Origin of the sequence: Xylanibacter brevis ATCC 19188 (genome assembly GCF_000621725.1) — a bacterium.
Classification (GTDB): Bacteria; Bacteroidota; Bacteroidia; order Bacteroidales; family Bacteroidaceae; genus Prevotella; species Prevotella brevis.
In genome coordinates this window covers 1-14,960 of sequence record NZ_JHXM01000024.1, presented here as the reverse complement: position 1 = coordinate 14,960, position 14,960 = coordinate 1, and the positions used below count along the sequence as shown (strand labels likewise).

The window sequence follows — 14,960 nt, the reverse complement described above, 5'->3', positions numbered from 1 at the left end:
ATTCACAACAAGTAATATGAACTACAGAGATTTTCTACAAAAGGTTATCTACGTCATTATCAACCCTATCATCAAAGGAATGATTCGCATCGGGTTGACACCTAATATCGTAACTGCACTGGGATTCGTTGGCAATCTGGTGGCCACCTATTTGTTTATCAAGGCTTCCCTCGCCTTCCCCTATGAAGACTGCAAAGCCTATCCCCTCATTGCCTGGGGCGGTGGCATCATCCTCTTTGCTGGTCTGTTCGACATGATGGACGGACGCCTGGCACGTATGGGCAACATGTCTTCCACCTTTGGCGCACTTTGGGATTCTACACTCGACCGCTATAGCGAACTGGTAACCCTCTTTGGCATCTGCCTGCTGTTTATCAAAGCTGGCGATGACTGGTTCTGGATGGGCGTCACCACCTTTGCTGCCATGGTTGGTTCGGTGATGGTGAGCTACGTTCGTGCACGTGCTGAAGGTCTCAACATCGAATGCAAGGTGGGACTGATGCAGCGCCCAGAACGTGTGGTCGTCACTGCCATTGTGGCTATCATCACGGGTTGCACACTAAACCTCTGGTGGTTGGCTGGCGGCATGATACTCATTGCTGTACTGGCCAACATCACTGCCTTCTGGCGCATCGCTCATTGTTACAAGGAACTGAAGAAGAAAGATGAAGGGAAGTAAGCTATTCTCTCTTGAAGGCTTGTCACGTCGCGAGATCATTCTGGTCCTCGTGTGCTGTTTGATTTTCCTGTTGCTGCAGGGAATCGTTGTAGGACTCATCCCCGCACAGATTGTGATGGTGGCGCTGTTTCTCCTACTCTACTTTGCACACGACTACACCAGGAAGATGGCGGTGGCACTTTTGCCATTTATTGCCTTTGAAATCAGCTACGACTGGATGCGCCTTTATCCCAACTATCTGGTGAACGAGGTTGACACTCAGGCCATCTACGAGACTGAAAGGCAGCTGTTTGGCATCAGCGATGGCACCAGAAGCATCATCCCCGGCGAGTTCTTCATGAACCACAACCATGCCGTGGCCGACTTCATGGCTGGCATCTTCTACCTGTGTTGGGTTCCACTCCCCATTGCCTTCGGCCTCTATCTGTTCATCAAAGGCAGACGCCGCGACTATCTGCGCTTTGCACTGGCCTTTCTTTTTGTAAACTGGGTGGGATTTATTGGCTATTACATTCACCCCACAGCGCCACCTTGGTATGTGCTTCAGTATGGTTTCACACCCGATTTCAGCACCCCAGGCAATGTGGCAGGATTGATACGCTTTGACGAAATGATTGGCATTCCCGTGTTCCAAAGCATCTACGTGAACAATTCCAACATCTTTGCAGCAGTACCCTCACTTCATGCGGCCTATATGCTCATCGCCACCATCTATAGTGTGATCAGTCGTCGTTCGTGGTTCTGCACCACCGTCTTTGCCTTTATCACCGTGGGCATCTGGTGGACAGCGGTTTATTCCTGCCACCACTACATCATCGATGTGCTTCTAGGCATAGCCACAGCCTGCATAGGCGTAGCACTGTTCGAGAAGTTGTTAATGAGGTGGAGCGTCTTCTCGCGGTTCTTCAATGCCTATTCGAGATACATTGGTGAAAACTCCGTACGGGGATAATACAAAAGTGCCACTTTGCGAAGGCTAAAGTGGCACTTTTCTTATGCAATAGTAAAGCTTATGCCTACGTCCTATGCTGCAGCCATCACACTACTGAATAGGTATTTCAAACCAGAAGGTAGATCCTTCGTTCAATGTTGATTCTACGCCAACCTGTCCACCCAGGCTGTAAGCCATCGTGCGACATAGACTTAATCCCAAACCAGCACCAGGGATAAACTCATCGACTTTGAAGAAGCGCTCGAAGATGCGCTCCTGGTTTTCGGGTGCAATACCCTTACCAGTATCGCGCACCCAGACACGGATACGACCATCTACGGGAGCGTCATATCCCACCACAATGCTGCCGGCATCGGTAAACTTAACTGCATTGTTTAAGAGGTGTTTCAGGATTTCGCAGACACGGTTCAGGTCGGATGTAACCATCTGTGCCTCACTGGCAAACTGGGTAGTCATCGTGACACCAGGCTTACAGTCGTGCTGACAACTGTCCACATGCTCCGACAGAATCATGCCCAACTCGAAGTTGGTCATCACCAGTTCATCCTCGCCAGCTTCAATCTTCGAAATACTTACCACATCATCGATGATGCGCAACAGCTTGGTGGTGTTCTCGTTGACCAATGCCAGCAAGCTCTTGCGCTCCTCCTCGTCTGTCACGTCGGGCAGGATACCCGTAAAGCCCACAATTGCGTTCAAAGGTGTACGTATCTCATGACTGATATTGGCCACAAAAGCCGTCTTCAGACGGTCACTTTCTTCTGCTCGGTTGCGGGCTGTAATCAGCTCGGTCTCAATACTTTTCTGCTCGTCAATACGCATCGTAGCACCAGCAATGGTGATGGGTTTTCCATCCACATCGCGCTCGGCAATCGTTGCATAGCTATCAGCCCAGTAAGTATCTTTTGAGTGAGGCACTTTCACCTTGTACTGCGCCCTACCCAACTCCAAACGTCCGTTGACAAGGTCTTCAAAGTTCTTGATCACAAGCTGCCGACCTGGCTCTTCAATTACAGAAAAGACTTCCTCAAGAGGTGTACCGGGAAGCGGTGCATAGCTATCACTACCTTCACGGAAATCATTATCGAAGGTAATCTGGCGCTGTCTGACATCCAAATGCCAAGTGGACAAGTGCATCGCTTTAAGTATCAGCTCGTACTCCACATTATGCTTCTTGACCTTGTCCAGCTGTTTCAGTTCATAGTCAAGATTCTTCGTAATGCCATGCTGATAGTAAAGCAACCATATCGACAACAGAATAGCGCCTATGAGTCCGGCCCATAGGAAGATGCTCGACATGCTCGATTGATGATTGACGTAAAGCAGTATTTCCTCCATATTTTGCAAAATTACGAATTAATTTCTAATAAAGAAATAAAAATGCAAAAATATTTTGTTTTTAGCCTAAGTTACATTAACTTTGCACCTTGAAACTTTTTTAAATTCAATGAACCAAGAATTCGAACTCATCGCCAAAACGTTCATGGGACTGGAACCTGTGCTGGCGAAAGAACTGACCCTGCTGGGGGCAAATAATGTACAGATTGGTAGACGCATGGTGTCGTTTACAGGTGATAAAGAAATGATGTATCGTGCGAACTTCTCGCTGCATACCGCTATCAAAATTTTGAAGCCGATTCAACATTTCAAAGCACAAAGCGCCGACGACGTTTACGAAGCTATTAAGAAAATTGATTGGAGCGAATACCTTGACAACGACCACACGTTTGCGGTCGATTCTGTGGTATTCTCTGAGGAATTCCGTCACTCTAAATTTGTAAGCTATAAAGTGAAAGATGCCATCGTGGACCAGTTCCGCGAGAAGACGGGCAAGCGCCCCAACATCTCGGTGGCCAACCCCGACCTGCGTCTTCACATCCATATTGCCGACGTGGCTCCTGGTAAGAGCGAGTGCACCCTGTGTCTCGACTCCAGCGGCGAGTCGCTGCACCGTCGTGGCTACCGTCAGGAAAGCGTTGAGGCACCTCTGAACGAAGTGCTGGCAGCCGGTATGATCCTGATGACCGGTTGGCAGGGCGAAACCGACTTTATTGACCCCATGTGTGGCAGCGGTACCTTGCTGGTAGAAGCAGCGCTCATTGCTCGCAACATGGCTCCTGGCTTGTTCCGCAAGGAATATGCCTTCGAAAAATGGCCCGACTTCGATGCCGAGCTCTTTGACCGCATCTATAACGACGACTCTCAGGAACGCGAGTTCAAACATCATATCTACGGCTACGACATCGACATGAAGGCGGTGAACACCGCTCGCCTGAATGCCAAGGCAGCAGGCTTGACAGCCGACATCACCGTGGAGCAGCGCGACTTCAAGGACTTCGTACAGCCCAAGGAGAAGAGCATCTTGGTGTGCAACCCTCCCTACGGCGAGCGTATCTCTACACCCGACCTGCTGGGCACCTATCGCATGATTGGCGAACGTCTGAAGCATCAGTTCCTGAACAACGACGCATGGATCTTGTCTTACCGCGAGGAATGCTTCGAGCAGATTGGCCTGAAACCCTCTATCAAGATACCCGTATTCAACGGCTCTTTGGAATGCGAGTTCCGCAAGTACCAGATTTTCGATGGCAAACTGAAGGAGTTCCGCAAGGAAGGTGGTGTCGTGAAGTCTGAGGAAGAGAAGCGCCAGATGAGCGAGAAGCATCGTTTCAAGAAAAACCGCGAGTTCAAGCAGCGCCTCGATGAGCAGGGAGAGAACGAAGAAAGCGACATCCGTTCGTTCACCTTCCACCGTCACGAAGTAAAGAGCAACAAGGACTTCAAAGGAAGTCGCGACTTCAAGGGTGGCAGAGACCGCAAAGGAGGCAAGGACTTCAAGGGCGACAGAGACTTCAAAGGCGACAGAGACTTCAAAGGCGGCAAAGAGAATCGTAATCGTGGCGGACACGAGCGCTTCGACCGCAGCAAAGGTGGCAAGAAATCTTTTAAGCGCGACCGCTATGACGAGGATTAAACCTTTCATCACCGCACTACTGCTCGTTTTTTCATCTTTAACCATCATGGCTCAACAGAAGCTGTTCACACTGGAAGACTTGAACTTTGGCGGTAAGAACTACCACAACCTACGACCAGAGAACATGTTCCTCACCTGGTGGGGCGATCAGCTGATGTATCAGGATGCGGAAGAAGGTGGAACAATCGATAACAAGGGTAACAAGAAAGCTGTGTTCCAACTGAAAGAAGTGGGAACCGACTTCCACTCGGCAATGAATGCCAAATATCCGTATGCCGACAAACCCTTGGTATTGCTAAGCAACGGCAAGTGCCGCATCTTGTTTAATTTCAAGACAAAAAAGATCGTTTGGCAACAGTCTATCAAACAGGGCGAAGCCAATCAGCATTGGAACAAGCAGTCAAGGGCAGTGGCATTCACCCGCAACTATCAGCTGTTTGTGAGAGATGCTGAAGGCAAAGAAACTCAGATCACGACCGACGGCTCACGTGAGATTGTCTATGGAGAAGCTGTTCACCGCAACGAGTTCGGTATCAACGAAGGTATCTTCTGGAGTCCCGATGGTATGAAGTTTGCCTTCTATCGCATGGACCAGTCAATGGTGACCGACTATCCACAGGTGAACATCGACCCACGCGTCGCAGAATTGGAGCCCGACAAGTATCCGATGGCTGGCATGACATCTCATGAGGTCAAAGTAGGTATCTACGACATGAAGAGTCAGAAGGTGACCTACCTGGATGCCAACGACACCTACCTCACCAACATTGCTTGGAGCCCAGACACCAAGGAGGTGTTCATGTTCGAGCTGAACCGCGATCAGAATGACTGTAAACTGAAGTGCTATGATGCCGTTACAGGCAAATATCTCTATATGTTGAACCGCGAGACCAGCGAGAAGTATGTAGAGCCGATGCACCCCATCCAGTTCCTGCCTTGGGACCAGACTCGCTTCATCATGCAGAGTCAGAAGGATGGTTTCAACCACTTGTATCTGTGTTCTGTCAAAGGCGAAATCATCAAGCCTCTGACACAGGGCTCATGGGTGGTACTCGACGTGCTTGGATTCAACGAGAAGAGCCAGTCAGTCATCATCGTTTCCAACGAGAAACATCCGTTGCAGCGCAACATCTACAGCGTCAATGTGAAAACGGGCAAGCGCACACCTATGGACAATGGTGAAGGCGTGCATCAGGGCACCCTGTCAGCCACAGGCGTGAAGCTCATTGACAAATACACCACACCATCCATCCCCAACGCTATTAATGTGACCGAAGGCCCCAAGAAGTCTCACCAGCTGCTGTTGGCCAAAGATCCTTGGAGCGAATACGTGACGCCTCAGTTTGAGTGTGGCACCATCAAAGCTGCCGATGGCATCACCGACCTGTATTATCGCATGGTAAAACCAGCCGATTTTGATGCTACGAAGAAATATCCCACCGTGGTTTATGTCTATGGCGGACCTCATGCACACAATGTAGAGGCCTCATGGCATTGGTCCAGCCGTTCGTGGGAGACTTACATGGCACAGAAAGGCTACATCGTCTTCATCCTCGACAATCGTGGTTCAGAGAATCGCGGCCTCGAGTTCGAGCAGAGCACATTCCGCCAGTTGGGCCAGATTGAGATGCAGGATCAGATGAAGGGTGTGGACTTTCTGAAGTCTCTTCCCTATGTTGACATGAACCGTCTTGGTGTCCACGGCTGGAGCTTTGGCGGCTTTATGACCATCTCGCTGATGACCAACTATCCCGACGTCTTCAAAGTGGGCGTTGCCGGTGGTCCTGTCATCGACTGGAAATGGTATGAGGTGATGTATGGCGAGCGCTACATGGATACGCCACAGAGCAATCCTGAGGGTTATGCCAAGACAAGCCTCATCAACAAGGCCGACCAGTTGAAAGGCAAGTTGCAGATCATCATTGGCTACAACGACCCCACTTGTGTACCACAACACACGCTGTCGTTCCTGAAAGCATGTGCTGAGGCAGGCACGCAACCCGACTTCTTCGCTTATCCTGGCGAAGGTCACAACATGAGAGGACACGCCAGTGTACATCTACACGAGCGTATCACTCAATACTTCGAAGATTATTTGAAATAAATAAAGATGGTATATTCGACTGCTACTTCTTATAGCAGTCGAATATACTTTTTATCAATACCTTTGGCATCTTTGGCGTCACCAAACTAACGAGCCAAACCACAGGGAAACCTCCTACCATAGCAATAGCGCCACAGTTGATGGGATTGATAGGATTGCCCAGCAACATGTTGACAACCGTCAGACCTACGCCCCACACGAAGCAAGCCCACACAGAAGCGGTGGTCACACCACGCCAATACAGTCCCAACATAAAGGGTGCCAGGAAAGCACCAGCCAAAGCACCCCACGAGATACCCATCAGCTGAGCAATGAATGTGGGAGGATTCAAGGCTATCAACAATGAGATAGCGATAAAGAACACAATCAGCACACGCATCACCACCACCTTACGACGTTCTATTCTCTCGGCCACAACATCATCGATGCTGCCATCCTCCACCTCGCCAGGCAATGATTTCTTGTCGCGGTATATCAGGTCGAGGGTCATCGTACTCGAAGAGGTCAGTACGAGTGAGGCCAGTGTGGACATGGAGGCAGAGAGTACCAACAAGACCACGAGTGCTATCAATGCTGGCGACAACTGAACTAGCATGGCAGGAACGATCGAGTCAAAGGCAATCTTTCCGTTGTCGGCGATCACCGGATCATACAGACGTCCAAAGCCACCCAGGAAATAACAGCCACCAGCCACGATGAAAGCAAAGACCGTGCTGATAACGGTACCTCTACGGATCGCACTCTCGTCAGAGATACTATAGAACTTACCCACCATCTGAGGCAATCCCATCGTGCCAAGACTGGTCAGCACAACCACGCCCAACAGTCCCCAAGGATCAGGACCGAACCACGTAGCGAACATACCTTGCTGTCCGTCGTCACCAGGAAGCGCAGCCAATTTCGCTACGGCTTCCGTAAGACCACCTTGTGCTGCCAATACAGCGGCAATGACAGCAACGATGCCAAAGATCATGATGATGCCTTGAATAAAGTCGTTCATAGCTGTTGCCTTGTAGCCACCAAGAATCACATAGACAGCGGTGAGGATAGCCATCAGTATCACACAGTATTCATAGGGAATGCCAAAACCCATCTCAAACAACGTTGAGATGCCCTTATAGACACCTGCCGTATAAGGAATCAGGAAGACAAAGGCAATGACAGAAGCCGTCACGCGCAATCCCTGACTGTCAAAACGAGTGCCAAAGAAATCAGGCATAGTTCTGCTTTCAATATGTTGCGTCATCAACTTGGTTCTGCGCCCCAACAACAACCACGCGAGCAACGAACCAATCACGGCATTACCCACACCAATCCATGCAGAGGAGAGCCCATATTTCCATCCAAACTGTCCGGCATAGCCCACAAAGACCACTGCCGAGAAATAAGAGGTACCAAAGGCGAAAGCCGTCAGCCAAGGGCCTACCGATCGACCACCCAACACGAATCCATCTACACTTCTGGCCTGCTTGCGCGAGTAAAGTCCCACGCCAACCATCACGACCAGAAAAACAATCGTTAAAAGAATCTTTATAATCATTTCTAATTCAAATTTTCAATTACTTAAAACGCCACTTGCACCTGAGCCTGCAACCAGTTAAAATCCTTTGATGAAATATTGTCACCACATAAGCAACGGGTATATTGCAACTGCACACGGCACTTCTTATAGAACCAATACTGCACGCCCAGTGTCAGGTTGGTCTGGTCCCACCCCTCCACTTTGGTGTTTCTATCGAAGGTCTCACCCGAAGCTACAATATCGAGGGCATCATATACGGGGATACAAGTGGTGACATAGCCACCTCGGCTATCGACGTCGCCATCCTTACCTCCCAGCCATTCGGCTCGCAGACTGGCTGGCCGTGCCTCTTTGTATTGTCCTTTAGAATAAGGTAATGTCTTATATTCAGCGCCAACGCTATAGCGATTACGCTTGTAGTTATCGCCCTCCTTAATGGTAGGGTTCCAGTCAGCCGTACCCACTGCATGGCCCGTACCCAGATAGCCGGAACCAGCAAGACGCAGGCCATCTACGGGGCGTACTTCGAGTTTGGCGATAAAATCTTTCTGATTGTTTCCATCCTTGCGATTGATGCCCTGTCCGCTCATCAACGCCAGTTCGTAATGCAACTTCTTCTGCAACAAGTCACCATAGACCATCAAGCCCTGATCACGTCCGTAGTTGACACCGTTCAACGGATCAGGTCCCTCACCAGCCAGATAAAGCACTGCCTGTGAATAGACATCAATCAGTTCCAATTGCGTGGGCGACAGTGGGTTTTCCATCGAATAGGAATGTTTAAACTGTCCAAACCTGACAGTCAAAGCATTGTTGTTGGCGATACGATAGTCGGTATAGAACTCCTGAACCACACTGTTAAAGTCGTGCATAAACAGGAACGACCAGCGGTCGGTAATTCGGGCTTTGGCCCAAAGCAACGTACGTTTCAGATTGTAGGAATTGGTTTTGTCTCGTCGCTTAGCTCCGTCTGTAGTCCCAGGGTCCTGATACGACCAACCAGCCTGAGCATAGCCATTGAATGTGATGCGAGACGTCAGGTCTTTCATCCAGTCCTCATTACTTCCAGTCTGTGCTATGGCCGCAGTATGCATCAAAAGAGGGATTGCTGCCAATAGTAATCTTTGTTTGGTAATCATAAGAAAAATAATCTAATTAAGGTCTTTGCGTTAATAAATCGCGGCAAAAATAAATAAAAAAATTGTGACAGCCAAGAAAAACTGTCACAATATTGAAATTGAGTTATATATTTTAAGTAATTGTGTTAGAACTTATAGTCCAAACCCAGACCAATCACATGATTGGTACGGCTAAAGGTATCACTGCCGGCCACACCAGGAAGTCCCTGATAGTTAGCCTGTTCTTTCTTGTAATCGCTATACAGCGTGCAGAAGTAGCTGACGTTCAAGCGAACATTCTTTGTCAAATTAACAGCAGCACCACATCCCAGACTGTAGCTATCGCAAGCAAACGAGGTGTGCGTCTGATAATCATCTGCCAGACCATAGTCCGTACGCTGTCCACCCAGACTGACGGTGAAGCGATCATTGATATCATACTCAGCACCGAGCAGCACCTCATGTGTGCCATGCTCCAGATTCTCCTGTCTGTTGCCCGACATCTTTGCATTCTTATCATCGTAGAAGTGATATTCTGCAGCTGCACGCAACTTGGGGGTAAATTCATACTGAGCAGCCAGAACCAAGAGTGAAGGCATATCGTAACGTGTCTTCACACCATCCTGATAGGCAGCAATCTTATCTCCGAAAGCAGCTTGAACCTGCTGGGGTGACATTCCAACTACGTCAGCACTGAGTTCCTTGGTGTCGTTGGGTACATTGATTTTAGTACGGAACTCATAACGGGCAGCCAACGACAGCTTATCCTGGTGGTAGTTCACACTTACCAGTGGGTTGAAGCCCCAACCCTTCTGAGAGCAGTCGAGCTGCAGGTTGACATACTTCACGGGACCACCCTGTGCAACTACGTGTCCACGATAATAGCCGTCATAATAGTTGGCTCTGAGACCTACGGCTGCAGAAAGGTAATCGGTCAACTTATAAGAAAAGTTCACCTGTCCACCATATATATATTGTTTACCTTTCATCTGAGCATCCAGGTCATAAGTGCCAGGTTGCAATCCCGCAGCTCCAAGTCTTGCCATGATAGGTGCAGTAAACATAGGTATGCCCTCGTCATACTTCACGAAGCCACCACTACCTACAATACCAATCATCGTTGATACAGCCCAGCGATCCTGCTTATAGACAGCAAACAAGACGGGCACAACAGGAGCTGAAGCCTCTCCTTTATAAGTCTTGTTCAGGCCTAAAGCGGGAACATTGGCTTCGATATCGCGATTCTGCCAGGGTTTCTGGAAGTTAAGAGACAATTGCAAGCCCTCGCGTCCCCATACCAAACCGGCTGGGTTACTGTAGGTGGCATCAATCTCTGACGTAGCACCACGGGCAAACATACGGTCAAAGGCAATGTGATAATTCGTGTTGGTCATCAATCCACCAGCCTCAGCCAACAAAGACATAGAGGCGGCAACAACAAATAAAAAAATTCTTTTCATTTCTACACTAAAAATTAAACGGCTGCAAAATTAGTCACTTTTCCACAATAATTCGTTAGCTATTTCGTTGATTTAATTGCCAAATCCTAAGATTATGCTTAAAGACACCATTAACAACGAACTATTCAGAAACCCAGATTTCTGGCGTCAGAGTGGAGAACTGTTTCTGTTCGAAGGTCACTTTTTCCTTCGTAACTTTCACTTCAGCAGTCGAAATTTTCTCATGCCCACTCAACCATACAAGTTGCAGGAAGCACGTGTCGTGCTGGTTAAAAAAGGACATGCGCACTATAAATTCAACCTCACCGACCAGCACTTCGAGGCTGGCGACCTGGTGGTGTTCCTTTCCGACACACTGGTCGAGAAAGAGGGCATCTCTGGCGATTTTGAGTTTGATGCCTTCTCATTCGACGCCACGCCAGGAGAGCCCTTCATTCACCTCAGACTGAACGAGCAAACGCGCCCCATCGTAGAACAGCACATGTCACTCTTATGGGATATCGTGCACGAGACGCCCTACCCTCGCGACAACGTGCAACTGCTGACGCAGTCACTGATGCACTACATCCGGCAACACATTGGCTTGCGTATTGTCAACCGTCCACTGAGCAGACGAGAAGACACCGTGCGACGTTTTCTGAACCTGGTCAGCCAGTATGCCACACAGGAACGCAACATCCCGTTTTATGCCAATCAACTGTGTATTGAGCACCACTACCTCAGCACACTCATCAAACAGGTAAGCGGCAAGACCGCCATGCAATGGATCAATCAGACGGCTATTAAAGAAATAAAGGTATGGCTGGCCTATAGCGACGAAAACATCGCACAGATATCCTCACGCATGCACTTCTCCTGTCCTGCCTCGCTCTCAAAATTCTTCAAACGCGAAACTGGCATGACGCCAATGGAATACCGCGAAATGAGACCTATCGACTCAGAACGTTAATTTATGTAGGGCAAAATAAATAATTCTCATGCAAAAACCTTACTTTTTCAATTAAAAAGCGTAACTTTGCACTCGATTTTTCAATCAACCACACAGAGTATGAAGATTTTATTGTTAGGAAGTGGCGGCCGTGAGCACGCCTTGGCTTGGAAGATTGCTCAAAGTGAGCGTGTTGAGAAACTTTTTATTGCACCAGGCAATGCCGGTACTGCTAATGTTGGCACCAATGTCAACATCAAGGCTGACGATTTCGAGGCCATCAAGGCTTTTGTGGTCGAGAACCAGGTGAACATGGTCGTTGTTGGTCCTGAGGATCCCTTGGTAAAGGGTATCTATGACGATTTGAAGAACGATCCCCGCACCAAGAACATCCCCGTTGTCGGTCCTTCAAAGGCTGGTGCAGTGCTGGAAGGCTCTAAAGACTTCGCTAAGGCATTCATGATGCGCCACAACATTCCCACAGCTAAATATGCCACATTCGACGGTGAGCACCTGGAGGAAGGACTGAAGTTCCTTGAGACATTAGAGGCTCCCTATGTGCTGAAGGCCGACGGCCTTTGTGCCGGTAAGGGTGTGCTGATTCTCCCCACCCTGGAGGAGGCCCAGAAAGAATTGAAAGAGATGCTTGGCGGCATGTTTGGCAACGCATCCAGTCGTGTGGTGATTGAGGAGTTCCTCAGCGGCATCGAGTGTTCTGTATTCGTCCTCACAGACGGCGACCACTATAAGATTCTGCCCGAGGCCAAGGACTATAAGCGCATTGGCGAGGGCGACACAGGTCTGAACACCGGTGGTATGGGTAGTGTTTCGCCCGTTCCTTTTGCCACCAAAGAGTGGATGCAGAAGGTTGAGGACCGCATCATCCGTCCCACAGTAGAAGGCCTGAAAGCAGAAGGCATCGACTATAAAGGTTTTATTTTCTTCGGTCTTATCAACGTCAAAGGCGAACCCATGGTCATCGAGTACAACTGTCGTATGGGCGACCCCGAGACCGAGAGCGTCATGCTCCGCTTGAAGAGCGACATCGTTGACCTGTTTGAAGGCGTTGCTGAAGGCAATCTCGATCAGCGTTCCATCGTGTTCGACGAGCGTGCAGCCGTTTGCGTCATGCTGGTTTCTGGCGGTTATCCCGAGACTTACAAGAAGGGCTACCCCATCACAGGCATCGAACAGGTAGAGGGCAGCATCGTCTTCCACGCAGGAACAGCACTGAAAGACGGACAGGTGGTCACCAATGGTGGTCGTGTCATTGCCGTTTCTTCTTATGGTGCCAACAAAGAAGAGGCGCTCAAGAAGTCGTTCACCGAAGCCCAGAAGATCAAGTTCACCGACCAGTATTTCCGTCGTGACATAGGCGCCGACCTATAATAACACATTGATATGGAGAAACGCCTACATAACCATATCAGCGAGAGCATACTGACCCTTTACAGCAGTGCCATCTATTGTTTCATCACATGGATTGCTGCCGGTCTGTTCACGCATCATCTATGGTTACAGATGGCGTTGATGGCTGCTACATGCTACCTGATGGTAGAGATGAGCAAGCATCTGATATTCCTACGCTTGCGCAGCTGGATGGTCACATCGGCACTTATGATGTTATCATCCTGCTGCGCATTCAACTACCATTCTACGAGTGCAGGCATCATTGGCATCTGTGCCGTGGTGACCATCTTCCTGCTGTTATCCACCTATCAGAATCCGCAAGACGTAGGCCACACGTTCTTCGCCTACGTCGTCTTGGGCATTGCCAGTCTTTTCTTTGTCAAGGCACTCTATTTCATACCTTTGATGTGGCTCTTGACGCTCCTGATGCTTCAGTCATTGAGCTTCCACACCTGGCTCGCCTCGATTCTAGGCACCATCACACCCTATTGGCTGATAGGTTCCTGGCTTATCTACAATCAGGAATTCAATGTTCTTACCGCGAACTTCGAACCCCTATTCAACTGGCAGGCACCTACAGAAGATCAACTCCTAACACCCATCCGTGTCGTTATCTTCCTCATCATTGCCATCCTCTTCGTGCTAGGTGCTATCAACTTCTGGAGCAAGAGCTACGAAGAGCGCATCCGCACACGCCAATACTACGGTTTCCTGCAGTGGATGGTATTGGCGCTCGGCATCTTCGTGCTGTTACAGCCGCAGTATTACGACATGCTCATCCGTGTCATCATCATCTGCGCCTGTCCTTTTGCCGCCCATTTCTTCACACTCAACAATTCTAAGATCACCAACTATCTATTCTTCATCACCTTAGCCTTCATGATCATCCTTTCTGTCATCAGCGTCAACGAGTCGCTGACAGAAATCGTCAACCTGAAGCTTCTCGAGATATGGAATGGATAATTGACCTCCTCACGAGCTATGGCTATATGGGCATGCTGGTGGCGGCATTCCTGGCTGGCAGCGTGTTCCCGTTTTCCAGCGAGGCCGTCATGCTGGGACTGATGGCAACACCGGGCATCGACTCCTGGACACTGGTTGTCTATGGCACCATTGGCAATGTGCTGGGCTCCTTCTTCAACTATGGCATCGGGCGTATGGGCAAACTGGAATGGATTGAGAAATACCTAAAGATCAAAAAAGAGAAGATGGACCGGGCCGAGCGCTTCATGGCCGGTCGCGGGGCATGGATGGGCTTCTTTGCCTTCCTGCCCGTATTGGGCAGTGCCATCACCGTCACGCTGGGATTTCTGCGTTCCAACGTTGTCATTTCGTTTATCAGCATCGCCATTGGGAAATTCCTGCGCTACTGGCTATTGGTCTATGGTGCAGAGCGTTTATTCTGTTAATAATTGTGCAACAGGCGCATTTTCTTATCTTTTCACATCGCTCTTTTCACTAAAATTACTACCTTTGCAGCAAACTTTTCGAATAGACGAAAGCAGACATGAATAATAACAATACTGCCCCCCCCCCCTGCCCCTCCCCTACAAGGGAGGGGAGAACCGCAGAGGAAGCCGCCTCTCTCCCCTCCCTTGTAGGGGAGGGGCAGGGGGTGGGGTTAGTAACCTTAGTTATATAGAAGCTATAATTTGTATTTTAACGTTAAAAAATTACTCAATAACAATGAAACAATTTCGTCTCGTGGACAATATTGTTGGCTGGCTAACCTTCTTGATTGCAGCCGTTGTATATTGTTCAACCATCGAGCCGACAGCCTCTTTCTGGGACTGTCCTGAGTTTATTACGACAG

12 protein-coding genes are annotated in these 14,960 nt (G+C 49.1%); 8 read left to right on the top strand and 4 right to left on the bottom strand.

All coding sequences use genetic code 11. The features are described 5' to 3' along the window. The first annotated feature begins 16 nt into the window (after window positions 1–16). Window positions 17–679, top strand: coding sequence for a CDP-alcohol phosphatidyltransferase family protein (locus T433_RS0111960; protein WP_027455959.1), 663 nt, complete (start codon window positions 17–19; stop codon window positions 677–679). After that, complete coding sequence (locus T433_RS0111955; RefSeq protein ID WP_044109911.1) at window positions 666–1,631, top strand: phosphatase PAP2 family protein; 966 nt, start codon at window positions 666–668, stop codon at window positions 1,629–1,631. Before T433_RS0111960 ends, T433_RS0111955 begins: the two co-directional genes overlap by 14 nt. A 90-nt stretch (window positions 1,632–1,721) precedes the next feature. Here T433_RS0111955 and T433_RS15400 read toward each other — a convergent pair whose 3' ends face one another. Beyond that, window positions 1,722–2,969, bottom strand: coding sequence for a sensor histidine kinase (locus T433_RS15400; RefSeq protein WP_052357115.1), 1,248 nt, complete (start codon window positions 2,967–2,969; stop codon window positions 1,722–1,724). A gap of 109 nt (window positions 2,970–3,078) precedes the next feature. Between T433_RS15400 and T433_RS0111945 the strand changes: the two genes are divergently transcribed. Continuing rightward, a complete protein-coding gene (locus tag T433_RS0111945; RefSeq protein WP_027450898.1) occupies window positions 3,079–4,605 on the top strand; it encodes a THUMP domain-containing class I SAM-dependent RNA methyltransferase in 1,527 nt (508 codons plus the stop codon). Continuing rightward, the gene (locus tag T433_RS0111940; protein WP_027455957.1) at window positions 4,592–6,709 is read left to right on the top strand and encodes a S9 family peptidase; all 2,118 of its coding nucleotides are present in this window, start codon (window positions 4,592–4,594) and stop codon (window positions 6,707–6,709) included. Before T433_RS0111945 ends, T433_RS0111940 begins: the two co-directional genes overlap by 14 nt. 22 nt (window positions 6,710–6,731) lie before the next feature. Here T433_RS0111940 and T433_RS0111935 read toward each other — a convergent pair whose 3' ends face one another. The 3 genes from T433_RS0111935 to T433_RS0111925 form a co-directional block, all read right to left on the bottom strand. Continuing rightward, window positions 6,732–8,249 carry a sodium:solute symporter family protein gene (locus T433_RS0111935; protein WP_027450900.1) on the bottom strand — a complete coding sequence of 506 codons (1,518 nt, stop codon included), beginning with the start codon at window positions 8,247–8,249 and terminating at the stop codon, window positions 6,732–6,734. Between the two features lie 23 nt (window positions 8,250–8,272). Further along, window positions 8,273–9,370, bottom strand: coding sequence for a porin (locus T433_RS0111930; RefSeq protein ID WP_044109910.1), 1,098 nt, complete (start codon window positions 9,368–9,370; stop codon window positions 8,273–8,275). A 125-nt stretch (window positions 9,371–9,495) separates the two neighbouring features. Further along, entirely contained in the window at window positions 9,496–10,809 is a 1,314-nt protein-coding gene (locus T433_RS0111925) for an OmpP1/FadL family transporter (protein ID WP_027455955.1), read from the bottom strand. Between the two features lie 94 nt (window positions 10,810–10,903). On the opposite strand from T433_RS0111925, the gene T433_RS15395 reads away from it, so the two are divergent. From T433_RS15395 to T433_RS0111905, 4 genes are all read left to right on the top strand, one after another. Beyond that, the gene (locus T433_RS15395; protein ID WP_052357113.1) at window positions 10,904–11,758 is read left to right on the top strand and encodes a helix-turn-helix domain-containing protein; all 855 of its coding nucleotides are present in this window, start codon (window positions 10,904–10,906) and stop codon (window positions 11,756–11,758) included. A gap of 99 nt (window positions 11,759–11,857) precedes the next feature. After that, window positions 11,858–13,126 carry a phosphoribosylamine--glycine ligase gene (gene purD, locus T433_RS0111915; protein WP_027455954.1) on the top strand — a complete coding sequence of 423 codons (1,269 nt, stop codon included), beginning with the start codon at window positions 11,858–11,860 and terminating at the stop codon, window positions 13,124–13,126. Between the two features lie 12 nt (window positions 13,127–13,138). Beyond that, on the top strand, window positions 13,139–14,110 hold the full coding sequence (locus tag T433_RS0111910) for a hypothetical protein (RefSeq protein ID WP_027450904.1): 972 nt from the start codon (window positions 13,139–13,141) through the stop codon (window positions 14,108–14,110). Then, the gene (locus tag T433_RS0111905; RefSeq protein WP_027450905.1) at window positions 14,098–14,556 is read left to right on the top strand and encodes a YqaA family protein; all 459 of its coding nucleotides are present in this window, start codon (window positions 14,098–14,100) and stop codon (window positions 14,554–14,556) included. Before T433_RS0111910 ends, T433_RS0111905 begins: the two co-directional genes overlap by 13 nt. Window positions 14,557–14,960: the final 404 nt, after the last annotated feature.